The organism is Pseudomonas sp. GW821-FHT02A08, assembly GCF_059422045.1.
Genome location: NZ_JBWKWD010000022.1, coordinates 1 through 23,876 on the forward strand (window position 1 = coordinate 1; position 23,876 = coordinate 23,876).

The 23,876-nt window shown below is 59.9% G+C and carries 23 protein-coding genes; 8 read left to right on the forward strand and 15 right to left on the reverse strand.

Going from position 1 to position 23,876, the window contains the following annotated elements:
• From AC07W4_RS16520 to ahpF, 3 genes are all read left to right on the forward strand, one after another.
• Positions 1–229: hypothetical protein (locus AC07W4_RS16520; protein WP_495033132.1), on the forward strand; the 229-nt coding region annotated here is incomplete at its 5' end.
• A 20-nt stretch (positions 230–249) separates the two neighbouring features.
• Entirely contained in the window at positions 250–813 is a 564-nt protein-coding gene (gene ahpC / locus AC07W4_RS16525; RefSeq protein ID WP_007975937.1) for an alkyl hydroperoxide reductase subunit C, read from the forward strand.
• A 127-nt stretch (positions 814–940) separates the two neighbouring features.
• The gene (ahpF, locus tag AC07W4_RS16530; RefSeq protein WP_495033133.1) at positions 941–2,503 is read left to right on the forward strand and encodes an alkyl hydroperoxide reductase subunit F; all 1,563 of its coding nucleotides are present in this window, start codon (positions 941–943) and stop codon (positions 2,501–2,503) included.
• Between the two features lie 176 nt (positions 2,504–2,679).
• Here ahpF and gloA read toward each other — a convergent pair whose 3' ends face one another.
• Positions 2,680–3,201 (reverse strand): lactoylglutathione lyase, encoded by a 522-nt coding sequence (gloA, locus tag AC07W4_RS16535; protein WP_495033134.1) that lies wholly within the window; start codon positions 3,199–3,201, stop codon positions 2,680–2,682.
• A 144-nt stretch (positions 3,202–3,345) separates the two neighbouring features.
• Here gloA and AC07W4_RS16540 point away from each other — a divergent pair, with 144 nt between their 5' ends.
• Positions 3,346–3,864 carry a DUF4946 domain-containing protein gene (locus AC07W4_RS16540; RefSeq protein ID WP_495033213.1) on the forward strand — a complete coding sequence of 173 codons (519 nt, stop codon included), beginning with the start codon at positions 3,346–3,348 and terminating at the stop codon, positions 3,862–3,864.
• Positions 3,865–4,025: 161 nt separating this feature from the next.
• On the opposite strand, the gene AC07W4_RS16545 is transcribed toward AC07W4_RS16540, so the two are convergent.
• From AC07W4_RS16545 to AC07W4_RS16555, 3 genes are all read right to left on the reverse strand, one after another.
• On the reverse strand, positions 4,026–4,391 hold the full coding sequence (locus AC07W4_RS16545; protein WP_008051761.1) for a histone-like nucleoid-structuring protein, MvaT/MvaU family: 366 nt from the start codon (positions 4,389–4,391) through the stop codon (positions 4,026–4,028).
• A 234-nt stretch (positions 4,392–4,625) separates the two neighbouring features.
• Complete coding sequence (locus AC07W4_RS16550) at positions 4,626–6,158, reverse strand: EAL domain-containing protein (protein ID WP_495033135.1); 1,533 nt, start codon at positions 6,156–6,158, stop codon at positions 4,626–4,628.
• 112 nt (positions 6,159–6,270) lie between these two features.
• Positions 6,271–7,143 (reverse strand): LysR family transcriptional regulator substrate-binding protein, encoded by an 873-nt coding sequence (locus AC07W4_RS16555; RefSeq protein WP_495033136.1) that lies wholly within the window; start codon positions 7,141–7,143, stop codon positions 6,271–6,273.
• Between the two features lie 77 nt (positions 7,144–7,220).
• Here AC07W4_RS16555 and AC07W4_RS16560 point away from each other — a divergent pair, with 77 nt between their 5' ends.
• Together AC07W4_RS16560 and hppD are read left to right on the forward strand one after the other, a co-directional pair.
• On the forward strand, positions 7,221–8,165 hold the full coding sequence (locus tag AC07W4_RS16560) for a DMT family transporter (RefSeq protein ID WP_495033137.1): 945 nt from the start codon (positions 7,221–7,223) through the stop codon (positions 8,163–8,165).
• 251 nt (positions 8,166–8,416) lie between these two features.
• Complete coding sequence (gene hppD / locus AC07W4_RS16565) at positions 8,417–9,493, forward strand: 4-hydroxyphenylpyruvate dioxygenase (RefSeq protein WP_008051744.1); 1,077 nt, start codon at positions 8,417–8,419, stop codon at positions 9,491–9,493.
• Positions 9,494–9,633: 140 nt separating this feature from the next.
• Here hppD and rarD read toward each other — a convergent pair whose 3' ends face one another.
• The 3 genes from rarD to AC07W4_RS16580 form a co-directional block, all read right to left on the reverse strand.
• Positions 9,634–10,515 (reverse strand): EamA family transporter RarD, encoded by an 882-nt coding sequence (rarD, locus tag AC07W4_RS16570; protein WP_495033138.1) that lies wholly within the window; start codon positions 10,513–10,515, stop codon positions 9,634–9,636.
• A 198-nt stretch (positions 10,516–10,713) separates the two neighbouring features.
• Positions 10,714–11,727, reverse strand: a complete 1,014-nt coding sequence (locus AC07W4_RS16575) for an aldo/keto reductase (protein ID WP_495033139.1) — start codon at positions 11,725–11,727, stop codon at positions 10,714–10,716.
• A 184-nt stretch (positions 11,728–11,911) separates the two neighbouring features.
• Complete coding sequence (locus tag AC07W4_RS16580; protein ID WP_495033140.1) at positions 11,912–13,222, reverse strand: MFS transporter; 1,311 nt, start codon at positions 13,220–13,222, stop codon at positions 11,912–11,914.
• Between the two features lie 170 nt (positions 13,223–13,392).
• Here AC07W4_RS16580 and AC07W4_RS16585 point away from each other — a divergent pair, with 170 nt between their 5' ends.
• Complete coding sequence (locus AC07W4_RS16585; protein ID WP_008051738.1) at positions 13,393–14,514, forward strand: sugar diacid recognition domain-containing protein; 1,122 nt, start codon at positions 13,393–13,395, stop codon at positions 14,512–14,514.
• A 268-nt stretch (positions 14,515–14,782) separates the two neighbouring features.
• Positions 14,783–15,925 carry a glycerate kinase gene (locus AC07W4_RS16590; protein ID WP_495033141.1) on the forward strand — a complete coding sequence of 381 codons (1,143 nt, stop codon included), beginning with the start codon at positions 14,783–14,785 and terminating at the stop codon, positions 15,923–15,925.
• Positions 15,926–16,019: 94 nt separating this feature from the next.
• Here the strand turns inward: AC07W4_RS16590 and AC07W4_RS16595 are convergent, their stop codons facing one another.
• The 8 genes from AC07W4_RS16595 to AC07W4_RS16630 all read right to left on the reverse strand — a co-directional run bounded on the left by AC07W4_RS16595 (position 16,020) and on the right by AC07W4_RS16630 (position 23,733).
• Positions 16,020–16,997, reverse strand: a complete 978-nt coding sequence (locus tag AC07W4_RS16595; protein ID WP_495033142.1) for a 2-hydroxyacid dehydrogenase — start codon at positions 16,995–16,997, stop codon at positions 16,020–16,022.
• 21 nt (positions 16,998–17,018) lie between these two features.
• Positions 17,019–18,317 carry an MFS transporter gene (locus AC07W4_RS16600; RefSeq protein ID WP_495033143.1) on the reverse strand — a complete coding sequence of 433 codons (1,299 nt, stop codon included), beginning with the start codon at positions 18,315–18,317 and terminating at the stop codon, positions 17,019–17,021.
• A gap of 62 nt (positions 18,318–18,379) precedes the next feature.
• Positions 18,380–19,405, reverse strand: coding sequence for a sugar kinase (locus AC07W4_RS16605; protein WP_495033144.1), 1,026 nt, complete (start codon positions 19,403–19,405; stop codon positions 18,380–18,382).
• Positions 19,398–20,180, reverse strand: coding sequence for a sugar phosphate isomerase/epimerase family protein (locus tag AC07W4_RS16610; RefSeq protein ID WP_495033145.1), 783 nt, complete (start codon positions 20,178–20,180; stop codon positions 19,398–19,400). The genes AC07W4_RS16605 and AC07W4_RS16610 overlap by 8 nt, the downstream gene beginning before the upstream one ends.
• A gap of 170 nt (positions 20,181–20,350) precedes the next feature.
• Positions 20,351–21,376 carry a LacI family DNA-binding transcriptional regulator gene (locus tag AC07W4_RS16615; protein ID WP_495033146.1) on the reverse strand — a complete coding sequence of 342 codons (1,026 nt, stop codon included), beginning with the start codon at positions 21,374–21,376 and terminating at the stop codon, positions 20,351–20,353.
• 140 nt (positions 21,377–21,516) lie between these two features.
• Positions 21,517–22,122 carry a LysE family translocator gene (locus tag AC07W4_RS16620; RefSeq protein WP_495033147.1) on the reverse strand — a complete coding sequence of 202 codons (606 nt, stop codon included), beginning with the start codon at positions 22,120–22,122 and terminating at the stop codon, positions 21,517–21,519.
• 53 nt (positions 22,123–22,175) lie between these two features.
• Complete coding sequence (locus tag AC07W4_RS16625; RefSeq protein WP_495033148.1) at positions 22,176–23,015, reverse strand: AraC family transcriptional regulator; 840 nt, start codon at positions 23,013–23,015, stop codon at positions 22,176–22,178.
• Positions 23,016–23,091: 76 nt separating this feature from the next.
• The gene (locus AC07W4_RS16630) at positions 23,092–23,733 is read right to left on the reverse strand and encodes a DUF1345 domain-containing protein (RefSeq protein ID WP_007970966.1); all 642 of its coding nucleotides are present in this window, start codon (positions 23,731–23,733) and stop codon (positions 23,092–23,094) included.
• Positions 23,734–23,876 lie beyond the last annotated feature (143 nt).

Below are 23,876 nucleotides of genomic sequence, written 5' to 3' on the forward strand. Positions count from 1 at the left end.
CAGCGGTCGTCAACCCGGCTTGCATGGCCTGCCTGACACACCGCGAGTTCTGATTTCACGATCGCTGCGCGGCCGAACGCAGGCTTCGCCAGCTGCTACACAAAATCCTGGATATCGTTTTCTTCTATTAATACCGCTGGCTAATAGCGAAAGCCAATCAGCAGCATCAGGTTTGCCAATGAGCCAACCGTTCGTCGAGTGGGTAAAGTTCTCTCCATCAACTTCTTAACCCCTGACGGAGAGTCAACGATGCCTATCATCAACAGCCAAGTTAAACCGTTCAAAGCTGACGCATTCAAAAATGGCGACTTCGTAAAAGTCTCGGACGCTGATCTGAAAGGCAAGTGGTCTGTGGTGTTCTTCTACCCGGCCGACTTCACCTTCGTTTGCCCGACCGAGCTGGAAGACCTGGCTGACAACTACGACGCCTTCCAGAAGCTGGGCGTCGAGATCTACAGCGTTTCCACCGACACCCATTTCGCCCACGCTGCCTGGCACAACACTTCGCCAGCCATCGGCAAGATCCAGTACACCATGATTGGCGACCCGACCCACGCCATCTCCCGCAACTTCGACGTGCTGATCGAAGAAGCAGGCCTGGCTGACCGTGGCACCTTCGTGATCAACCCTGAAGGCCAGATCAAGATCGTTGAACTCAACGACGGCGGTGTAGGCCGTGACGCTTCCGAGCTGCTGCGCAAGATCAAGGCTGCCCAGTACGTCGCTGCTCACCCAGGCCAGGTTTGCCCGGCCAAGTGGAAAGAAGGCGAGGCTACTCTGGCGCCGTCCCTGGACCTGGTCGGCAAGATCTAAGTCTGTGACGCGCTTCATCAGGGCGCACTTGCGCACCTTCTAAGCAAGCTGCACCGCCCAATAAAAACGCCCGGGCGAGATTCGCTCGGGCGTTTTTTTGTCTCAAGAATTCAAGGAAATCGCCCGTATGTTGGATACCAATCTTAAAGCCCAGTTGAAATCGTACCTGGAACGGGTCACCCAGCCGATCGAGATCGTTGCTTCCCTCGACGACGGTGCGAAATCCCGGGAAATGCTCGAACTGTTGAAAGACGTTGCCAGTCTTTCCAGCCGGATTACCTTGCTCGACAACGGCGATGATGCGCGCAAACCGTCGTTCTCGATCAATCGCCCGGGAGCCGATATCAGCCTGCGATTCGCCGGCATCCCGATGGGCCACGAATTCACGTCCTTGGTGCTGGCCTTGCTGCAAGTTGGCGGTCACCCGTCGAAAGCCAGTGCTGAAGTGATCGAACAGATCCGCTCGCTCAAAGGCGAGTTCACCTTCGAGACTTACTTCTCGCTGTCCTGCCAGAACTGCCCGGACGTGGTCCAGGCGTTGAACCTGATGGCGGTACTGAACCCGAACATTCGCCACGTCGCCATCGACGGCGCGCTGTTCCAGACTGAGGTCGATGAGCGCCAGATCATGGCGGTCCCAAGCATCTACCTCAACGGTGTGAACTTCGGCCAGGGGCGCATGGGCCTGGAAGAAATCCTCGCGAAGATCGACACCAGCGGCATCGAACGCCAGGCCGAGAAAATCAGCGCCAAGGATGCCTTTGATGTACTGGTGGTCGGCGGTGGTCCGGCCGGTGCTTCGGCGGCCATCTATGCGGCCCGTAAAGGTATTCGCACCGGTGTCGCGGCTGAACGTTTTGGTGGGCAGGTGCTGGACACCATGGCCATCGAGAACTTTATCTCGGTGCAGGAAACCGAAGGGCCGAAACTGGCCGTGGCCCTGGAAGAGCACGTCAAGCAGTACGACGTGGACATCATGAACCTGCAACGCGCAGACAAATTGATCACTGGCAAAGCAGGTGAGTTGCACGAAGTCCACTTCGCCAGCGGCGCGAAGCTCAGGGCCAGGACCGTGATTCTGGCAACCGGTGCGCGGTGGCGTGAAATGAACGTGCCGGGCGAGCAGCAATACCGTAACAAGGGCGTAGCGTACTGCCCGCACTGCGACGGCCCGCTGTTCAAGGGCAAGCGCGTGGCGGTGATTGGCGGCGGCAACTCCGGCGTCGAAGCGGCCATCGACCTGGCCGGTATCGTGTCCCATGTCACGCTGCTGGAGTTCGATGTGCAGTTGCGAGCCGATGCGGTATTGCAGCGCAAGTTGCACAGCCTGCCGAACGTCACCGTGATCACCAGTGCGCAAACCACTGAAGTCACCGGCGACGGCCAGAAGGTCAACGGCCTGCGCTACAAGGATCGTCAGAGCGACGAGTTGCGCAGCGTGGAACTGGAAGGGATCTTTGTGCAGATCGGTCTGTTGCCCAACACCGATTGGCTCAAGGGCACCATCGAGTTATCGCCCCGTGGCGAGATCATCGTCGACGCTCGCGGTGAAACGTCGGTGCCGGGTGTGTTTGCCGCTGGCGACGTGACCACCGTGCCGTACAAGCAGATCGTGATCGCAGTGGGCGAGGGGGCCAAGGCTTCCCTGAGTGCCTTCGATCACTTGATCCGCACCTCCGCTCCGGCATAAACCTGGCGCTGAAAACACAAAACCCCATGAGTGATCATGGGGTTTTTTGTGTCCTGCACATTACCAATGTGGGAGCGGGCTTGCTCGCGAAGGCGGAGTGTCAGTCAACATAAATGTCGTCTGATACACCGTCTTCGCGAGCAAGCCCGCTCCCACAAGGGGATTTGCAGTGTGGTTTAGAGCGGAGCCGGCTGAATGATCTCGACCCAGTAGGCGTCCGGGTCCTTGATGAACGCCAGGCTCTTCATGCGACCATCGCTCAGGCGTTTCTGGAAGTCGCAGCCAAGTGCTTCAAAGCGCTCGCAGGCGGCGACGATGTCCGGTACCGAAATGCAGATGTGGCCGAAACCACGCGGGTCGGAGTTGCCATTGTGGTAGGCGAAATCCGCATCGTTCTCGGTGCCGTGGTTGTGGGTCAGCTCCAGGATGCCGGGGATCGATTTCATCCACTCGGTGCGCGCGGCGGCGTCGGCCGGGATCTGGTTCTTGTCCACCAGCGCCAGGAAATACAGGCTGAACTCGGCTTCCGGGAAATCGCGTTTTTCCACCAGGGTAAAACCCAGGACGCGCGTGTAGAAGTCCAGGGACCTGGTGATGTCCTTGACCCGCAGCATGGTGTGGTTGAAGACAAATTTCTGTGTAGCGGCGTCCGGTTGGGCGGTGACGCCGGGGAAGGTGTTCAATTCGTGCAGGCTCATGGGCCCTCCGGGAAATATGTGGGCTAACGAATGACCGCAATGATACGCAAGGGTTCGGACATCACCAAACCCAAACAGTCGGCTATTGCCTGACAGCCGGCCTGGGCCCAGACTTTACGGCTTGATCCTTGAGTGACCATTGCAATGATTCGATTCCGTAGCCTGCTGTTCATCCTGCCAAGCGTGTTTTCGCTGGCTGGCGTTGCTCGTGCAGATGCGCCAGTAGTCACCTGGCCGCAAGGCTGGCAGATCGAAGAAGTGCCTGAATCGGCGTCGGGCGTCAGTCGCCAGCGGGCGGTGAAAAATGATCAGAATGGATCGCCGCTCATGGTGATGGAACTGACCATGAGTCCGGTGCAAAGCGATCACCAGGTAAACCTCGAAGGCGTATTGCTGGAGATGCGCAAGTCGGTTCAAAAAGACTTCTATCAGGGCGGGTATCAAAGTGTCTGCACGCGCATTCATTCGACGACCTTGAGTCGATTGGCCGCGCTGGAAACAACCTGCACCATCACGCAAAACGGCAGGCATGTGCTTTCTCAAACATTGGTGGCCGCGGTGGATGCCGATAAGGCCTATGTTCTTTCCTATGCTGGGCAGGCCGAGGCTTATAAGGCGAGCCAGGGTGAAATAGACGCAGCTCGTAACAGCTTGAAACTTTAGTAAGCGACAGTGCTTTTTCGATGCATGAAGAAAATTTTAGATATCCAAATGGATTAAGCACAAAGTTTCTGGCAGTTCGGTATTTGCGCGGTGTCCGCCTTCGGGTTTTAGATGCCCCATGAAAAAGCCCTGCATGAGCAGGGCTTTTTTTGCCACGAGAGTTAGCCGCGCAACCAGGAATCAACGGTGGCTGCACCGTACTGTTCTTTCCAGGCTTTCAGGCCGCGGTGATTTCCGCCCTTGGTTTCAATCAGCTCGCCGGTGTGCGGGTTCTGATAAACCTTGACCACACGGGCGCGGCGGGTTTTAGGCGCTGCTGCCTGCAACAGGCCGGATTTTGCCGGGTTAGGATCGAGAATGGCGATGATGTCGCGCAGGCTCTTGCCATAGGTTTTCATCAGGCCCTGGAGCTTTTCTTCGAATTCGATTTCTTTCTTGAGCCCGGCATCGTTCTTCAGGGATTCCAACTGCTTGAGCTGTTCTTGAAGGGCCTTTTCGGCTGCACGAAATTCAGCGAGTCTGGACAATATCTTTACTCCAATAGTGTGTTTGGCTGATACCAACCGCAAACAAAGCTATAAGCCAAGAGCCTTGAAGCGACTCGGTGATAGTGGCTCACCTGCCGATTTAGCGCAGGCATGAAAAATTGTAGTAGTTAATTGCTCAAGAGTAAATCCTGTCTTTTTCTTCATGTAACGTCAGTAGTATTTTGATTCAAATTGGTGCGGCTAATCGTTTGTTTTGGCGATTAAATTTGCGAGTTAATGGTTGCTTAATGCACTAATGAACTCTGCGCCGGGCATGGGTTTGCCGAACAGGTAACCTTGCAGGAAGTTGACCTGATGGGCGCTCAGGTAATCACTTTGCTCGCGGGTTTCGACACCTTCGGCCACCAAGGCAAGATCGAGTTTGGCCGCCAGTTCGATGATGCTGTCGAGGAGGTGGCTCGAGAGTGTGTCGACGCCGATCATGGCGACAAAACTCTGGTCTATTTTCAGAAAATCGACATTGAACTGCCGAAGGTAGCCAAGGCTTGAGTGGCCCGTGCCGAAGTCGTCGATGGCGATTTTCACGCCCAGTTCGCGAAGTTGCTCGAAGAGTTGCAGGGTAATGGCTGTGGGCTCGATCAGTTCACGTTCGGTCAGTTCCAGTACCAGATGGATCGAGCCCGGCTCGAACGCATCGAGAAACTCGCGGCAATCCTTGACCAGTTCCAGGTCCTGGCAATGGCTGGCGGTGATGTTGATGCCAATGTGAAACGGCTTGTTGAAGCTGGCCGAATGTGGTGCGAGCAGGACGGCGGTTTGTCGCATCAGCGAGCGGGTCATCGGTACGATCAGCCCGGAGTGCTCGGCAAACGGAATGAACAGATCCGGACGCACCAGGCCTTCCTTCGGATGTTGCCAGCGCATCAGCACTTCAGCGCCGGACCAGCTTTTGCTGTCGCCATGTACCACGGGTTGAAAATACGCAATGAACTCTTTCGCTTCCAGTGCCCGCTGCATTTCATAGGTGGGGGACGATGAGCGCTTTTGCAGGAAGTGACCAATTGTCCCGGCAATCACGCCGAAGAAAATCAGCAGGCTGAACAACGGCGGATATTCGCTGCTCATGTATCGCCAGGTTTCGCCTTTGGGGAAACCCGCTTCCACGGCAAACGCATAGCGCCCGGAAGTCAAACGACTTTGCGCAACGGGCAACTCCGGCACAGCGCCGGTATGAAACTTGCCGTCGGCGGACAACCAGTCCGGGCCAACTTGCAGCAACAGCAAGGTCTTGCGGCCTATCAGGCGCAGGATATTGCTCAAGTGATAACCATCGAGGGTTGTCAGCGCGCCTTGCTTTCCTTCGCTCAGGCGATACACCAGCAAGGCGGTGTTGGGCGTTACCGGATTGCCGTTCATGAGCCATAAGGCGCCTTGGGTGTAGTCACCGGGGTTGACCGTCTCCTGGTAGTCACCGAACAGAGAGCTGCAATAGAGGTTGTTGTCCCACACCAGATTGGTTGATCGCACGAAGGGGCGGCGAGTGACCTGCTCGCGCAGCGCCAGTTTGACGTCAGCGCAACTTTGGCCCGCCAGCGGCAGCAATTCATGGGCGGCCTGAGCGGTGTTGTCGAGCATCAGGTCGAACTGGCGAATCGCTTCTTCGGCGGTTTGTCTGGTGTCTTGTTTGAGCGCACGGCCTGCTTGCATGTAAAGAATGGCGGCCCCCAGCAGTACCGGGAGCAATCCACTGAACAGGGTGACCGCAATTCTTTTTCTGCGACTGCGGGTTTTGGCTTTCAGCGGCATTCGCGAGTCCTGTCACGAAGAAGTAAGGCTCTCAATTGATGGAGGGGCAAAACGCCTCTCATGAAGAGTTCGGGTATGGGCCATGATAGTTGGCCGTTGGCGGTTACGCCGCTCAACGCAAGTCGAGGCTTTCGGCAAGCTTGATAAAGGCCAGCGTCGCGGGTGATGCCTGGCGTCGATCGAGCACCGCCAGGCCGACTTGGCGCAACACCACCGGCGACAGCGGTTTTTTCACCCAGTGGCGGTCAATTTGATTGGGCAATGACCCTTCGGCAACCACCGTCACACCGTCGCCGCGAGCGACGACATCCAGGGTGCTGATCAACTGCGAGCAGCGATAACGGATGTTGGGCGTCAGTCGGGCCGCCATGAACAGGCGTGAAACCAGCTCCGAAGAACCGGCCTCGGTCAGCACGAACGGGAAGTCGCACAGGTCTCTCAGGCTCAGGCTGTCGTGAACCTCCAGCGGGTGGCCGGCGGGCAGCAGCGCGACCATCTGGTCTTCGGTCAACGAGATCGTGTCGAAACGCTCCTGGGGCAACACCACAAAGCCGATGTCGATTCGCCGTTCCTCCAGCCATTGGAGTACCTGGCGGTCGGGGCCTTCGTCGATATGCACCTCGATGCCGGGATGGGCGGCGCGGAACTGCTGCAGAATCAACGGCAGCAATTTGATCGATGAGGTCGGGCCGAAGGAGCCGATGCGCAGCGTGCCGCGTTTCATGCCCCGCGCATCGGCCGCTTCCTGGCGCAGGGTGTTGGCCAGGCCGAGCATCGCCCGGGCACGCAGCAACAACTGCTGGCCAATGTCGCTCAGTTCGACCCGGGATTGATGTCGGCGCAACAGTTCGACACCCAACTCCAGTTCCAGGGACTTCAACGCATGGGACACCGCCGATTGGGAAATACCCAGGCGATTGGCCGCTGCCGTGAAACCGTGGAGTTCGGCCACCAGGGAGAAAATCTCCAGTTGAGTGAGGGTCATGAGTGTTTGCTCATTTTACGATGACTAGGTATTAGTCGAATGATACGGCATCTCTCCAACATCCGGTCCTGGAATCCATGACGATCTGTGAGCAAAGCCTGTCAAAACCCTCGGATCTGCCGGTGTATCTGAAACTGGCGGCGGTCACCATGGTGTGGGGTGGCACCTTCGTTGCCGGACGCTATCTGGCCGGCGACCTCAGCCCGCTACTGGCGGCCAGCCTGCGGTTTCTGCTGGCCAGCGTGGCGTTGCTGCTGTTTATACGCATGGCGCGGACACCGCTGGTCCGGCCCGGCACCCGGCAATGGCTGCAATTGTTTTTGCTTGGCTTTTTCGGGATCTTTTTCTACAACCTGTGCTTCTTTTACGGCCTGCATTACATCAGCGCTTCACGGGCGTCCTTGATTGTCGCGCTGAATCCGGCGGTGATCGGCCTCGCTTCCTGGCTGCTGTTCAAGGAGTGTTTGAACCGGGCCAAAGTCATTGGTATTGCGATCTGCATGGCGGGAGCGAGCATGGTGATCGTCAGTCGCGACCCGCAATTACTGGCCGGCGGTGCCGATGCCTGGCTCGGCGACTTGCTGATTTTCGGCTGCGTCCTCGGCTGGGGTGTCTACTCGCTGTTCTCCAAAGAGCTGAACCACAGCCTGGGACCGGTGCAAACGGTGACTTATTCGATACTGCTGGGCACCGTCATGCTCTGGATCACCTGCATCGTACGCGGTGAGGTGAGTACCAGCACAATCGCTCAACTCGGTGCGCAGCAATGGTTGAGCCTTTTGTACCTCGGCGTGCTGGGATCGGCGCTGGCGTACATTGGCTACTACGACGGCATCCGCAAAATCGGCGCAACCCGTTCCGGGGTGTTCATTGCCTTGAACCCGTTGACGGCGGTGATCCTTGGCGCGCTGCTGCTGGATGAGCCGCTGACGCTGGCCATGTGCCTGGGTGGCGGGCTGATCCTTGCGGGGATTTTCCTGTGCAACAAACCCCTTGCGCGGGCATGGAAAAAGGGGATTTGATACAGAAGGCGGACAAACTGATTTACGCTGTGTAGAATCGGGTTACGCATACAATAATAATCGTCTTCTGGCAGCAGAAGCCTCGCCCGCAAGAGCCTTGGGTCGAAAATGAAGATATTCGGGTTTCAACTGATCTACGGTGACTTTCTCGCCCGCAGTGTGCGGGGCATCTCCTGTGCGCCACCCACCGGTCTCAGCATTGCTTACAACTAACCTTTGTTAATTGATAAAAAAATGATGAGGCGCCAACCATGGCAGATTTATACGAAAACCCAATGGGCCTGATGGGCTTTGAATTCATCGAGCTCGCATCGCCGACCCCGAACACCCTGGAGCCGATCTTCGAGATCATGGGCTTCACCAAGGTGGCGACCCACCGTTCCAAGGATGTGCACCTGTATCGCCAGGGTGCGATCAACCTGATCCTCAACAACGAACCCCACAGCGTGGCCTCGTACTTCGCGGCCGAGCACGGTCCGTCGGTGTGCGGCATGGCGTTTCGCGTCAAGGATTCGCAAAAAGCCTACAAGCGTGCCCTGGAACTCGGCGCCCAGCCGATCCACATCGAAACCGGCCCAATGGAGCTGAACCTGCCGGCAATCAAGGGCATTGGCGGTGCGCCGCTGTACCTGATCGACCGTTTCGGCGAAGGCAGCTCGATCTATGACATCGACTTCGTGTTCATCGAAGGCGTGGACCGCCATCCAGTCGGTGCCGGCCTGAAGATCATCGATCACCTGACCCACAACGTGTATCGCGGTCGCATGGCCTACTGGGCCAACTTCTACGAGAAGCTGTTCAATTTCCGCGAAATCCGCTACTTCGACATCAAGGGCGAATACACCGGCCTGACCTCAAAGGCCATGACCGCACCCGATGGCATGATCCGTATCCCGTTGAACGAAGAGTCGTCCAAGGGCGCCGGGCAGATCGAAGAGTTCCTGATGCAGTTCAACGGCGAGGGCATCCAGCACGTTGCGTTCCTGTCCGAAGACCTGATCAAGACCTGGGACCACCTGAAAAGCATCGGCATGCGCTTCATGACCGCGCCGCCGGAGACTTACTACGAAATGCTCGAAGGCCGTTTGCCGAACCACGGCGAGCCGGTGGACCAACTGCAGGCGCGGGGCATTTTGCTGGACGGTTCGTCCGAGTCGGGCGACAAGCGTCTGCTGCTGCAGATCTTCTCGGAAACCCTGATGGGGCCGGTGTTCTTCGAGTTCATCCAGCGCAAGGGCGACGACGGTTTCGGCGAAGGCAACTTCAAGGCGCTGTTCGAATCCATCGAGCGTGACCAGGTTCGTCGTGGTGTTCTCTCCACCGACTAAACCGTTACACCGATAAAACTGTGGGAGCGGCGGTGCGACGATTCGACTTGCTCGCGAAAGCGTCGTATCAGGCTACTTAGATAGTGACTGACACACCGCTTTCGCGAGCAAGCCCGCTCCCACAATTGTTATGTGTGGCCTTAAGGCCTGCGTTGCCGCACCAGATGCTTGAACCCTTCAAACATCAATACCAGCACCGCCATCCAGATCGGGATGTAGGTCAGCCATTCACCGGCCTTGATGCTTTCACCCAGCAACAACGCCACCCCCAGCAGCAACACCGGTTCGACGTAGCTCAACAAGCCGAACAGGCTGAACGGCAGCAGGCGGCTGGCAATGATGTACACCACCAACGCCGACGCGCTGATCACGCCGAGCATCGGGATCAACAGCGACAACCATGGATGCTGTTCAAATACCCCGAAACCTTGCGCGCCGCTCTGGACGAACCAGAAGGCCACCGGCAGCGTCAACGCCATGTCCAGCCACAAGCCGCCGAGATTGTCCGCCGCCAGCCGTTTGCGCAGGACGAAGTAGGTCGGATAACCAATGCAGACCAGCAAGGTCGCCCAGGAAAAACCACCAACCTGATACACCTCGTTGACCACCCCCAGGCAGGCGAACACTACGGCGACTTTTTGCAGGTACGACAGGCGTTCGCCATAGGCGATCCGCCCGGTCAACACCATGGTCAGCGGCAGCAGGAAATAGCCGAGGGACACGTCGAGGCTGTAGCCGTTCAGCGGTGCCCACATGAACAGCCACAATTGCACGCCGAGCAGGGCAGAGGAGACGATCAGCGCGCCCATCAGCTTCGGATTGGCCATGGCGCGCCGAACAATTTCCAGCACGCGTTTCCATTCCCCGGACACCACCATGAACACGGTCATGCACGGGACGGTCAGCAGCATGCGCCAACCGAAGATTTCCACGCCGCTCAAGGGGGTGAGCAGCGATGTGTAGTAATACATGACGGCAAACAGCACCGAGGCTGTAACCGATAGAGCGATACCTTTAGACAAGCTGTCCTCGCGAGGTTGAAGGTGAAACGGGGGTGCGGAGGATACGTGGTTTTCGAGCCGAATATTGACCAATCAATCAAGACGGTCCAATTGTGGGAGCGGGCTTGCTCGCGAAGACTGCTTAACATTCAACATTGATGTTGGCTGGAAAACCGCATTCGCGAGCAAGCCCGCTCCCACATTTTGTCTTGTGTTGTGTCAGCTAATGAGCGGTTTACGCCCCGACACAAAATGGCTCACATCATTGAACCCCGGCGTCGACGCATGCCCCGGCGTTACCAGCGAATCGATGAACGCCTCGTCCTCGGCCGTGATCTTCACCGCCTGCGCCTTAGTGTAGGCGTCCCACTGCGCTTCGTTACGCGGCCCGACAATGGCTGAGGTAACAGCGCTGTTGTTCAGCACCCAGGCAATCGCGAACTCGACGATGCCGACACCGCGCTGCCCGGTGTATTGCTGGATCTGCTGGGCGATGCGCAGGGACTCGATGCGCCATTCGGTTTCCAGGATGCGTTTGTCCTGGCGTCCGGCCCGGCTGTTGGCGTCCGGCTTCACATCCGGCGCGTACTTGCCGCTGAGCACACCGCGCGCCAGCGGGCTGTAGGGCACCACGCCAAGGCCGTAGTTTTGCGCCGCCGTGATCTGCTCGGTTTCGGCCTGGCGGTTGACGATGTTGTACAGCGGCTGGCTGATCACCGGCCGGTCGACGCCGAGCTTGTCAGCCACGCGAATCACTTCGGCGATGCGCCAGCCACGGTAGTTGGACAGGCCCCAGTAACGGACTTTGCCTTGGCGGATCAAGTCGCCGATGGCCGAGATCGTGACCTCCAGCGGCGTGTTGTGGTCTTCGCGGTGCAGGTAATAGATGTCGAGGTAGTCGGTGCCCAGACGCGTCAGGCTGGCATCGATGCCGTTGAACAAATGCTTGCGGCTCAGGCCGCTGCGGTTGGGGACGCCGTCCACGGGGCCAAAGCCGACCTTGGTGGCCAGCACCCATTCATGGCGGCGGCTGGCAATGGCCTCACCGACGATTTCCTCGGAACGGCCGTTGGTGTAAACGTCGGCGGTGTCGATGAAATTGATGCCCTGGTCCCAAGCCTTGTCGATGATTCGCAGGGAATCTTCGGTGCTGGTCTGTTCGCCGAACATCATGGTGCCCAGGGTCAGGGTGGACACCTGCAGACCCGAATGACCCAGCGTGCGGTAGCTCATGAGCAAATCCTTTTACCAGTGGGAAAGGCTCAATCAGATACCAGAACAGCACCCTGGAGCAAACGCAAATCGAATCAAATGTGGGAGCGGGCTTGCTCGCGAATGCGGTGGGTCAGTCGACATTGATGTTGCCTGACACTCCGCCTTCGCGAGCAAGCCCGCTCCCACAGGGGGGAAGTGGTGCTTAGGCGCGCAGCGTACGAGTCATGCGCAACGCCAGCAGGCTGCCGCAGACAATCACGCCCGCCAGCAGGTACAGCGCCGCATCGGTCGAGCCGGTGCTGTCCTTGACCCAACCCACCAGATACGGGCTGAGGAAGCCGGCCATCTGGCCCATGGAGTTGATCAGCGCCAGGCCGCCGGCCGCGGCGCCGGCACTGAGCAGGGCGGTCGGCACTGGCCAGAACATCGGCAGGCCGGTGAGGGCGCCCATGGTGGCGATGGTCAGGCCGAGAATCGCGATGGCCGGGTTGGCGGCGAAGTTCACAGCGATCAGCAGCCCCAGCGCGCCCATCAACATCGGCACCACCAAATGCCAGCGACGTTCCTGGCGCAGGTCCGCCGAACGGCCGACCATCAGCATGAACACCGCGGCCAGCAGGTACGGAATCGCACTGAGCCAGCCGATCACCAGGTTATCGCTGAAGCCCAGGTTCTTGATGATCGACGGCAGCCAGAAGTTGATCGCGTACACGCCACTCTGGATGCAGAAATAGATCAGGCCGAAAGCCCAGATCGCCGGGTTCTTGAACACCGCCAGCAGCGAGTCGGTGGTGGTTTTCGGCTTGTTCGCCAGATCTTCGGCGTGGTCGGCTTCAAGCACCGAGCGCTCGAACGGGGTCAGCCACTTGGCATTGGCGTAGCTGTCGCTGAGCAGGAAGTAAGCCAGCGCACCGAGGATGACGGTGGGAATGCCTTGCAGCAGGAACATCCACTGCCAGCCGGCGAGGCCGCCCTGGCCCGCGGCGAAGTGGTTGAGAATCCAGCCGGAAAACGGACTGCCGAGCAGGCCGGATACCGGGATCGCCGACATGAACAGCGCCATGATGCGGCCACGGCGGAAGGTCGGGAACCACTGCGAGAGATACAACACCACGCCCGGGAAGAACCCGGCTTCGGCCGCGCCGGTGAACAGGCGCAGGGTATAGAACCCGGTCGGCGTGGTGACGAACAGCAGGCAGGTCGACAGGGTGCCCCAGGTGATCATCATCAGCGCAATCCAGCGCCGTGGGCCGAACCTGGTCAGGGCCAGGTTGCTTGGCACGCCGCACAGCACGTAACCGATAAAGAAGATGCCGGCGCCGAGGCCGTACACGGTTTCGCTGAACTTCAGTGCGTCGAGCATTTGCAGTTTGGCAAATCCAACGTTTACCCGGTCGAGGTAGTTGAACAGGTAGCAGATGAAAATGAAGGGGATCAAACGCAGGGTAATGCGCTTGTAGACGGCGTTTTTGTCCTCAGCGATGGCGTCGGACGCTACGGCGCTCTGTGTCATGGCGGCTCTCTCTTTATTATGATTTTTTGCGATGCAAAGGGTAACGTTGATCGCCCACAGAGTCTCGACCACCCTCAGGGTGGCTGTCTTTGTGCCTGAGCACAGGGTTTGCAACCAAGGCCTGTGCGGGTGAACAACCCGTTCCATCACTGTCTTCAAGGATCACTTGCATGTTCGAACTCGATCACGACCTGGCCCAGGACATCGTCGACCGGGCGATGGCCATCCTGCCGTACAACGTCAACGTCATGGACAGTCAGGGCTTGATTCTGGGCAGTGGCGAGCCGGAGCGGGTCAACACCCGCCATGAAGGCGCGCAACTGGTCCTGGCCAATGGCCGGGTGGTGGAGATCGACGCGCAGACGGCGATTCATCTCAAGGGCGTGCAGCCGGGCATCAACCTGCCGCTGATGCTCGACCAGCGCCTGATCGGCGTACTGGGCATCACCGGCGAGCCCGAGCAACTGCGCACCTACGCCGAACTGGTGCGCATGACCGCCGAAATGCTGGTGGGCCAGCGCAATCAGCAGGCCGAACAACAATGGCGGCGCCAGCGCTGCGATGATCTGCTGGCATTGTTGCTCAGCGAAGCCGGGGATGCTCCGCGACTGGTCGATGAAGCGCAGCAGTTGGGCCTCAAGCCACGGATGACCCGGGTACCGTACCTGTTCGAACTGGGCCTGGAGCACGCCCCGGGGCAAACCGTCGAGGCACTGAGCGCCTGGTTGATGTCCCGTCACCCCGACAGTTGGTGCGTGAGCTCGGCCAAGACCTCGTTGCTCTGGTGCCGGCCGGCCAGTCAGTCGGTGGAGAACGAGCGATTGCTGGACAAGCTCGACGGCCTGGGCTGGAACATCCTGCGCATTGCCGTGGGCGGGCAGGCCGATGGACTTTCGGGTTTACGCCGCTGCTATCGCCGGGTCGGTGACTTGCTCGCTTACGGGCGCGAGGTGTTGCCGAACTCCCGATTGCTGACGCTCAACCGCTACCGGCTGCCGGTGATGCTCTGGCGTCACCGCAACGACGACGCCCTCGACGAATTGCTCAATCCGCTGCGCAAGGTCATTGCCAAGGACAACAACGGCCAGTTGCTGGCAACCTTGCGCAGCTGGTGCGAACACGACGGCCAGAGCCAGGCCTGTGCCGATGCACTGGGCATCCATCGCAACAGCCTGCGCTATCGCATGGAGCGGATTGCAGAGCTGAGCGGGGTTGATCCACTAAGATTGGACGGCATGCTCGCGTTGTACCTCGGCGTGCAATTACTCCCGCAAACCGACGTAACCCCGTAGCAGCTGCCGAGCTTGCGAGGCTGCGTTCGGCGGCGAAGCCGTCGTCGATCCTATGCATGCGGTTTTCCTGAAATACCGCGGCGTTTGAGTTCACGACGGCTTCGCCGCCGAACGCAGCCTCGCAAGCTCGGCAGCTGCTACACGTGAAGGTCGCAGGGAGAAGGTTTTGTGGAAATGAACAATAATCCTCAACACCGCTTGTGCAGCGGCCCGGCGTTATTGTTCATGGCGGCTGGCAGCATGTGGGCATTGGAACTGGAGAATTCCCATGAAAATCGTGATCGCCCCCGACTCGTTCAAGGACAGCCTCAGCGCTCAAGGCGTGGCCGATGCCATTGCATTGGGGTTGGCGCAGGTCTGGCCCGATGCGCAACTGATCAAATGCCCGATGGCCGACGGCGGGGAAGGGACTGTCGAGTCGATCCTGGCCGCGTGCGAAGGCCAGCAGCGCCGCACCCTGGTTCGCGGGCCGCTGGGGGCCACGGTGGAAGCCGCCTGGGGCTGGTTGCCCCAGAGCCACACCGCGATCATCGAAATGGCCGAGGCCAGCGGTTTGCAATTGGTACCGGCGGCGCAGCGGGATGCGTGCATCAGCAGCACCTTCGGCACCGGGCAATTGATCCGCGCCGCACTGGAGGCCGGTGCACAACGGGTGATCCTGGCGATTGGCGGCAGTGCGACCAATGACGGCGGTGCCGGTGCCATGCAGGCCCTGGGCGTGAAATTGCTCGACGCACAGGGGCAAACGCTGTCACCCGGCGGTCTCGCCCTGGCGCAGTTGGCCCGCGTCGACCTGAGCGACATCGATCCGCGTCTGGCCCGGATACGCTTCGACATCGCCGCCGACGTCAACAACCCGCTGTGCGGCCCCCACGGCGCCTCGGCGATCTTCGGCCCGCAAAAAGGCGCCTCGCCCGCGCAGGTCGAGCAACTGGACCGCGCCCTGGGGCACTTTGCCGACCATTGCGCGCAAGCCTTGAACCACGACGTGCGCGACGAGCCGGGCAGTGGCGCGGCGGGTGGCCTGGGGTTTGCCGCCAAAGCGTTCCTCGGTGCGCAATTCAAGGCCGGTGTTGAAGTGGTAGCCGAACTCGTGGGCCTGGCCGACGCCGTTGCAGGCGCCGACCTGGTGATCACCGGTGAAGGGCGTTTCGATGCGCAAACCCTGCGCGGCAAGACGCCCTTTGGTGTGGCGCGGGTCGCCCGGGAACACGGGGTGCCGGTCATCGTCATTGCCGGGACGTTGGGCGAGGGCTATCAGGCACTGTACGAGCATGGCATCGACGCTGCGTTTGCCCTGGCGAGCGGGCCGATGACCCTGGAGCAGGCCTGTGCCGAGGCACCACGCTTGCTGCGTGAGCGGGCGACCGATATCGCTCGCGTCTGGCGGATGGCTATCCGCTGTGGCTGAGGGCTAGCGAGCCCCCACGTTGGTTCGACAGCATTTACGAAACCCTGTGGGAGCAAGCTTGCTCGCGATAGCTACGAGGCAAACGCCAAACCCCTCAAGCCTGCCATGCTTGAGCGTTCACCAAATTGGCCGGCCGTTCACCCGCCAGCGCCGCCAACAGGTTGTCCACCGCGCATCTGGCCATGGCCTCCCGTGTTTCATGGGTGGCCGAGCCGATGTGCGGTGTCGCCACCACGTTGTTCAACTGCAACAACGGCGAGTCCTGATCCAACGGTTCGCGTTCGAATACATCCAGCCCCGCCGCGCGAATCCGGTTTGCGCGCAAGGCTTGGATCAGCGCGGTTTCGTCCACTACCTTGCCCCGTGAAATATTGATGAAGATGGTCTCGGGACGCATCAGGGCGAACTGTTCTGCGCCGATCAGCCCTTCGGTTTGCGCGGTCAGCGGTAACGTCAGGCAAACGAAATCAGCCTGTTGCAACAGCTCCGGCAGGCTTCGATAGTGCGCATTGAAACGCTGTTCCACCGCAGGTTTTGGTGACTGGCTGTGATAAATCACCGGCATGCCAAACCCGAAATGCCCGCGCTGGGCGAGGGCTTCGCCAATGCGGCCCATGCCAATGATGCCCAGGGTTTTGCCGTGCACATCGCTGCCGAAATGAGTGGGGCCGATGTTGCGGGTCCACTTGCCTTCGCGAATCATGTTTGCCAATTCCACAACGCGCCGGGCCGTTGCCAGAATCAGCGCGAAACCAGTGTCGGCGGTGGTTTCTGTCAATACATCCGGCGTGTTGCTGAGCAGGATGCGCCGTTCGGACAGGTAGTCGATGTCGTAGTTATCGACACCCACCGAGACGCTGGCAATGGCTTGAAGGTCGGGTGCCAGATCGAGCAGTTCGGCATCCAGTTTCAGGCTGGCACCCAGCAAGCCATGGGCGTGGGGCAGGGCATCGCGCAGCTTGGCCAGGCCCTCGGCACCAAGGTTTTCGATCAGCGTCACTTCGGTCTGCTCGTGCAGGCGAGCCATCAACAGTGGCGAGAGTTTCTTGTACAGGACGACCTGCTTTTTCATCGTTGAGATCTCAAGTTCAATTCAGGAATGTGCCGTGGCGGTGCGCGTTACCGTGGCCGTGGGCCGCTCCCGATCGCTGGCGCCGGGCTTGAGGGAAATCGTCAGTACCACAGAGAACATCAGCGCGCCGCTCATCAACAGGTACGAGGCGCCGGGCGAGCCGGTGGAGCTGTTCAGGTACCCGACCAGGTAGGAGCCGCCAAAGGAACCTAGGGCGCCCATGCTGTTGATCAGCGCCATGGCGCCGCCGGCGACGTTGGCCGGGAGGATCTCCGGAATGATCGCGAAGAACGGTCCATAGGGCGCGTACATGCAGGCGCCGGCAACCACCAGCAGGGTGTAGGACCACCAGAAGTGTTCGGCACCCAGAGCGTAGGAACCATAAAAGGCAATCGAGGCGATCAGCAGCGGCGGCCAGACGAAACGCTTACGTTTTTGCAGTTTGTCCGACCCCCAGGACACCAGCAGCATGCCGATCACCGCTGCCAGGTAAGGCATCGCCGACAGCCAGCCGGCCTGGACCATGTCCATCTGCGCACCGGCCTTGAGGATCGACGGCAGCCACAACACGAAGCCGTACACGCCGATGCTCCAGCAGAAAAACTGCAGGGCCAGGATGATCACTTTGGGTGAGCGGAACGCTTCGGCGTAGTTTTTCACGGCCTTGATGCCGACCTGTTCGGCGGCCAGTGCGTTTTCCAGGTCCTGTTTTTCCTGATCGTTGAGCCACTTGGCTTGTGACGGACGATCATCGGCCAGGCGCCACCAGATGAATGCCCACAGCACCGCTGGTAAACCTTCGATGATGAACATCCAGCGCCAGCTGTAGTGCTGCACCAGATAGCCCGAGACCACCGACATCCACAACATGGTCACCGGGTTGCCGAGGATCAGGAAGGTGTTGGCCCGCGAGCGTTCGGCTCGGGTGAACCAGTGGCACAGGTAGATCAGCATCGCCGGCATCACTGCCGCTTCGACCACGCCGAGCATGAAGCGGATAACGATCAGCCAGTAGGCATTGGAGACAATCCCGGTCAACGTCGCCAGGCTGCCCCAGAGGATCAGGCTGACGAAAATCAGCTTCTTCACACTGTGTTTCTGCGCGTAGATCGCACCGGGTACCTGGAAGAAAAAATAGCCGAGGAAGAACAGTGCGCCGAGCATCGACGACAGACCTGGTGTGATCATCAGGTCTGCCGCCATGCCGGACGCGGCGGCGAACCCATAGTTGGCGCGATCCAGATACGCCAGGCTGTAGGTGATGAACACGATGGGCATGATGTACCACCAGCGGCGGGTGGCGAGCGTTGCGGTTTTCATGGTGGTGCTCCTGAGCTTGTTGTTTTTGTCGCAGCAGGTAACGATGTTTAGATCTTCAGTGGCTATGCTGGCCTCATCGCGGGCAAGCCCGCTCCCACAGGATCGAGTCCAGACGCAAAACCTGTGGGAGCGGGCTTGCTCGCGAAGACGGCCGCAAATTCGACATCCATCTCGGATCGGGTAGGCAACCCCTCCATATCCCCCCGGCTCTGCACCGCCCGGCTGCCAATCCAGTTGGCGCGTTTCACGGCCTCGACAACGCTGTGGTTTTCCAACAGCGCGCTGATGATGCCGACGGCAAAACCATCGCCGGCACCCACCGTATCGACCACCGTTTGCACCGGTACGCCAGCCACGAAACCTTGATCAAGCTGTGTGCGGTAGAAAGCCCCGTGTGGGCCAAGCTTGATCGCCACGGCTTCGGCGCCCTGGTCGAGGTAGAAGGCGGCGATGTCGGCCGGGTCTTCAAAACCGCTCAGCAAGCGACCTTCGCTCAACCCCGGCAGCACCCAATGGGCGAGGGCGGCGAGGCGGTTGATCTCGGTGATCATTTGTCGTTCGCTGGCCCACAGGCTCGGGCGCAGGTTCGGGTCAAAGGACACACTGCGCCCGGCCTCGCGCATGCGGGTCATCAATTCGAACGACATCTGCCGCGCCGACTCCGACAGCGCCGGGGGAATGCCGGTGGCGTGCAGATGTCGGGCCTTGAGCAATTGGGGCACGATCGAGTGCGGTGACAGGTGACTGGCCGCCGAACCACGACGGAAGTATTCGACGGCGGGATCGCTACCGTCGTCGGTGCGGGACTTGAGTTGAAAACCGGTCGGGTGGGCGGTGTCGATGTCGACGTGGCGGCAATCCAGGCCTTCTTTTTCCAGGGTGTCGACCACGAACCGGCCCAACGAATCGGCACCGACACGGCTCAGCCATGCCACGTTGAAACCCAGTCGGGAAAGGCCAATGGCGACGTTGCTGTCAGCCCCGGCGATGCGTTTGTGGAAAGCGCCGATGCTGGCCAGATCACCCGCCTGTTCGGCGACGAACATCGCCATGGTCTCGCCGAAGGACAGAATATCGATCTCAGACATGAGCACTCTCCAGCTGCGACTGGCCGAGGTGGGCGAGGACGGCAACGTGTTCAGTGGTCAGTTGCACCAGGTCTTCACCTTGCAGCGGATATTCTGCGGCCCGCATTACGCCTTGGGCCATGTGCCGCAGCAGGTGCTCCCACTGTTGAAGGTCACTGATGGTGGGCGCGATAGCGACCAGTTTGCCGTCGGCTCGGCGCGCGACCGCCTTGCAGTGCACATAACCGACGTGACGACCGAGCAACCGCGCGGCGCTGGCGGCGGACTGGTCCTGCCAGTGCCAATTGCCGATATCGAAGGTCATTTTGATCGGCAACTGGTGCTGCTCGACGTCCGCGAAAAAACGCTGGAAGGGTTCAATGCGACCGCCGTGCAGGGTCTGGTCGTTTTCCACCAGCAACTGCACGGCGCTTTCGCCCAGCATTCGGGCGAGGGTTGGCAGATCGCTGTTGTCGGTGAAATAGCCCAGTGACACCTTCAGCCATTTGGCGCCGAACGCCCGGGCGCGCTGCAGGGCCGTGATCAGTTCAGGATTGGGTCTGGATTGCCCGGCCAGCCAGAGCTCCATGGGCGACGAATACACGCTCTCCAGGCCCTCTGCTTGAGTGGCATCGGCCAGTTGAGCGGGGTCCTCCATGGTCAGCAGTTCTTCGCGCCATTCAATGCGCGTGGCACCGGCGGCGGCGAGAATCTCGATGAAGCTGCCCTGGCCGCGTTGACGCACGAGGTCGGCGCCATAGCTGGAGAGGCTGATGGAAACGGCTGGTTTGTTCATTGTTTTTGTACCTCTGAAACCGGTTTCATTTTTGTTCAAAAAAATAGTGGGTGTTCTTGATGGCCTCTTCGCGAGCAAGCCCGCTCCCACAGGATCTCTGGGGTACACAACATTTGTGAACGACACAAATCACTGTGGGAGCGGGCTTGCCCGCGAAGAGGCCGGAACATTCACCGAGAATTTCCAAGGGTCGATCCTCTAACAATCAACCGCGCCGAAAAATCCAGCGTCCGCACCTCCCCGTCATCCCCCCGCAGCCGCTTGAGCAAACACTCAAACGCGCTGGCGCCCATCTCGGTGGTCGGCTGGGCCAGCGCCGTTATCCCGCTACCCACCAACGGATACCAATCCAGGTCATCGAGGGCGATCAAGCCCACGTCATCGAACAGGTTGCACTTGAGTTCACGCAACGCATGGGTGCTGGCTAGCGCGGCAATTCCGTTCGCGCAAAACAGCGCTTTCGGGCCGGGAGCAGGCGTGTCGAGGAAGGCTTTCAATTGTGCGGTCAGTTCGCTGCCGGTTTCGATGTGCGTGCCGCGAAGTGCCGGGCGTTGCTCGATTTGCGCCTTGAAGCTGGCGACCCGCTCGATCCGCGAACTGGTGCCATCAAGCGGCTCGGTCACCAGCAACACATCGCGGTAACCGCGTTCTTCAAGGTGGTTGAGGCCCATGTCGATGGCCTGTGGGTTGTTCAGCCCGACCATATCGCTTTCAAGGTGCTGCACCTTGCGATCCATCAGCACCAAGGGCATTTCCCGGTGCAGTTCGTGCAACTCGTCACGGTGATGACCGAGGGTATTCACGATCAAGCCTTCGATGTTGTACGAGCGCAGCAGGGCCAGGTGCTGGCGCTCTTGCTCATCGTCGCGGTCGGTGTTGCACACCACCAGGCTATAGCCGTGTTGACGGCAGGCGGTTTCCACCCCGTGCATCACGGCAATTGAATAAGGGTTACGGATATCTGCCACCAGCATGCCGATCAGGCGAGTGCGTCCGCGTTTCAGGCCTCGGGCCATCTGGTTCGGGCGATAGCCGAGTTCGGCGATTGCCTGTTCGATGCGTTGGGCAATGGCATCGGAGAGCAGGGCACGATCATCACCAATGAACCGCGAAACGCTGGCCTTGGAGACCTTGGCGTGTTCGGCCACGTCGAGCATGGTCACGCGGCTGCGCTGGGCGGCGGAGAAGTCATTCACGGTCTGAAACCTTCTTATTGGATTTATACGGTCGCGTGCATCGCGGGATAACACTGAAACCGGTTTCAGGAGACACCAAAAGCCATTTCGCCGTCAAGCTCCGGATGGCTGATTGTCGAACAATGAGCGACAAGTGGCGCTCAGGCCAACACGCTTAACCACGCAGAACCCAGCAACAGCAGGCCCATGCAGCGATTGAAGCATTGCATGGCATGGGGTGAGCGCAACCAGCGGCTTGAACCGGCACCGAGCAATGCCCAGGCCGCGAGACATGGCAGGGAAACCAGAAAAAACACCAGCGACAAATACGCCACCTGCACGGCGCGATGCTCGCCACCTGCGGCGAATACGCTGACCACCGCCAGCGCCATCATCCAGGTTTTCGGGTTGATCCATTGCAGGCTGGCGGCGCCCATCCATCCCAGTCGATCCTCGGTTTTCATGCTGATGGCTTCGGCCGGGGCGCGGAAAATCTGCCAGGCCAGATAACTCAGCCACGCTACCCCGACCCATTGCATGACGCTTTGCAATGCGGGCCAGCCCGTCAGTGAAGAGCCAACGCCCGTGCCCACCAGCAACACCAGCGTCGCGGCACTGGCACAGGCACTGAGTATGATCGGTACAGCCGCGCCCAATCCGTATCGAGCGCTGTTGCTCAGCACCAGGATGTTGGTCGGGCCGGGGGTGATGGAGGCGACAAAGGCAAACAACAGGAACGGCAATAACGTCGGGAAAGAGGACAGCATCGTGGGCAAGCTCCGGTGAAGATCAGTGAAGTCGATCTTCACAATCCCCGGGCTTATCTGTCTGGAAGATTTGAGCAGCGCTTGCGGTACAGCGCCGGCGTCAGGCCGTAGGCGCGCATGAACCAGCGCCCCAGATGGCTCTGATCGGCAAAGCCCAGCGCCATCGCCACCGCCGCCGGTTGTTCGCCACGGGCCAGCATCCGCCGCGCGGTGGCCAGACGCAATTGCACCAGATACGCGTGGGGCGCCATACCATAGGCAGCCTTGAACGCGCGGGTCAGGCGAAAGCGGTCGACGCCGGTGACGGTGGCCAGTTGATCCAGGCCGATGTCGTATTGGGCGTTGGCATGCAGGTATTCCCGGGCCTTCTGCGCCACGCGCGGCAGTCGCGGGTCCTGGCCATCGCGTGCGCGCCAATGCAAGTGGCTGGTCAGGCGCTCGAGCAACGCGTCGAGGGCGGTCTGGCGGACGATCTTCAGCTCACCGCGATGCAGGGTTTCAAACGCCAGGCTGGTGGCCTGGGCCAGGCGCGCATCGCTGGCCAGGGTGGCGGCGAAACTCAGTTGGCTGTGGTCGGGGGCATGATCGAACACAGCGCTGAGTTCGCGCTGTAACCACTGCGGATCGAGGTACAGCATGCGGTAGGTAAAACCGTCGGCGGTCGGTGCGTCACCGTCATGGATGTCACCGGGCTCAAGCAAAAACACCTTGCCCGGCGTGCTCTGGTGCCTCGCCCGTCGGCAATTGAATTGCTGAACCCCTTGCTCGGTGACGCCCACCAGATAACTGTCGTGCCAGTGCGGGTCGTAGGCGTGACCTTCGAAATGCGCGCGCAGGGTCTCAATGCCGGTGTCGGCGTCCTGGGACAGATCGATCCAGTTGTGAGCGTTCATGTTGCACCTGCGGGGCGGACTGCCGAGCTATTTAACGCCTGCTGGAAGGGCGATGACTAGAACGTTTGTGCAGGCATCAGTTGAACAGGCCCGCCGCAATATTGATTGAGAACCCAAGGATGGCTGTGTTGAACAGAAAACCGATCAACGACTGCGCGAGCACGATCTTGCGCAAATCACGGGTCGCTACGCCGACATCCGAGGTCTGCACTGCCACGCCGACGGTGAACGAGAAGTACAGGAAGTCCCAGTAATTGGGCGTCGTCAGGCCTTCAGCAAAGCGCAGCGCCGGCTCTTTGCCTTCCCAGGTGTAAAACAGGCGCGCGTAGTGCACGCTGAAAATTACCCCGATCAGCAGCCACGAACCGATCACCGTCAGCGCGGTGAAGCCGTAGTGCAGGAGTCTGCGCGTGGTTTCCAGGTCTTTGCTGCCGGCCAGTTCGAAGGTGATGGTCGCCAGGCTGGCCAATGCCGCGATGCACACCACCAACAGCACCAGGCCGGCGTTTTCGTCTTCGATTTCGGCGATGCGTTTCACGTCGGTCGCTTTCGAGCGCACGGTGAGCCAGGACATCAGGATCAGGTAAGTCCAGACCCCGGCATTCCAGCCGATGAGGATTTTGCTGATGACCGAATCGGCCGGAACCAGGATGCCCGCCGCGATACCGAGCGTCGTGGCGGCGGACAGGCGAGGGTGGGTGTGGGTGAGGTAGGGCATGGAGGCTCGACGGGTTGGGGCGATGCAATCACCTTAGCCCAGTTGCCCCCAGTCTTGAAACCACTGAGATCCCTGTGGGAGCGGGCTTGCTCGCGAAGAGGCCATCACATTCAACATCCCTGTTGACTGACACGCCGCCTTCG

Excerpts from the sequence above, each read along its gene's own strand:
- ahpC (WP_007975937.1), top strand. The coding sequence starts at position 250 with ATGCCTATCATCAACAGCCAAGTTAAACCGTTCAAAGCTGACGCATTC.
- ahpF (WP_495033133.1), top strand. The coding sequence starts at position 941 with ATGTTGGATACCAATCTTAAAGCCCAGTTGAAATCGTACCTGGAACGG.
- gloA (WP_495033134.1), bottom strand. The coding sequence starts at position 3,201 with ATGAGCCTGCACGAATTGAACACCTTCCCCGGCGTCACCGCCCAACCG.
- AC07W4_RS16540 (WP_495033213.1), top strand. The coding sequence starts at position 3,346 with ATGATTCGATTCCGTAGCCTGCTGTTCATCCTGCCAAGCGTGTTTTCG.
- AC07W4_RS16550 (WP_495033135.1), bottom strand. The coding sequence starts at position 6,158 with ATGCCGCTGAAAGCCAAAACCCGCAGTCGCAGAAAAAGAATTGCGGTC.
- AC07W4_RS16555 (WP_495033136.1), bottom strand. The coding sequence starts at position 7,143 with ATGACCCTCACTCAACTGGAGATTTTCTCCCTGGTGGCCGAACTCCAC.
- AC07W4_RS16560 (WP_495033137.1), top strand. The coding sequence starts at position 7,221 with ATGACGATCTGTGAGCAAAGCCTGTCAAAACCCTCGGATCTGCCGGTG.
- hppD (WP_008051744.1), top strand. The coding sequence starts at position 8,417 with ATGGCAGATTTATACGAAAACCCAATGGGCCTGATGGGCTTTGAATTC.
- AC07W4_RS16575 (WP_495033139.1), bottom strand. The coding sequence starts at position 11,727 with ATGAGCTACCGCACGCTGGGTCATTCGGGTCTGCAGGTGTCCACCCTG.
- AC07W4_RS16580 (WP_495033140.1), bottom strand. The coding sequence starts at position 13,222 with ATGACACAGAGCGCCGTAGCGTCCGACGCCATCGCTGAGGACAAAAAC.
- AC07W4_RS16585 (WP_008051738.1), top strand. The coding sequence starts at position 13,393 with ATGTTCGAACTCGATCACGACCTGGCCCAGGACATCGTCGACCGGGCG.
- AC07W4_RS16590 (WP_495033141.1), top strand. The coding sequence starts at position 14,783 with ATGAAAATCGTGATCGCCCCCGACTCGTTCAAGGACAGCCTCAGCGCT.
- AC07W4_RS16595 (WP_495033142.1), bottom strand. The coding sequence starts at position 16,997 with ATGAAAAAGCAGGTCGTCCTGTACAAGAAACTCTCGCCACTGTTGATG.
- AC07W4_RS16600 (WP_495033143.1), bottom strand. The coding sequence starts at position 18,317 with ATGAAAACCGCAACGCTCGCCACCCGCCGCTGGTGGTACATCATGCCC.
- AC07W4_RS16605 (WP_495033144.1), bottom strand. The coding sequence starts at position 19,405 with ATGTCTGAGATCGATATTCTGTCCTTCGGCGAGACCATGGCGATGTTC.
- AC07W4_RS16610 (WP_495033145.1), bottom strand. The coding sequence starts at position 20,180 with ATGAACAAACCAGCCGTTTCCATCAGCCTCTCCAGCTATGGCGCCGAC.
- AC07W4_RS16620 (WP_495033147.1), bottom strand. The coding sequence starts at position 22,122 with ATGCTGTCCTCTTTCCCGACGTTATTGCCGTTCCTGTTGTTTGCCTTT.
- AC07W4_RS16625 (WP_495033148.1), bottom strand. The coding sequence starts at position 23,015 with ATGAACGCTCACAACTGGATCGATCTGTCCCAGGACGCCGACACCGGC.
- AC07W4_RS16630 (WP_007970966.1), bottom strand. The coding sequence starts at position 23,733 with ATGCCCTACCTCACCCACACCCACCCTCGCCTGTCCGCCGCCACGACG.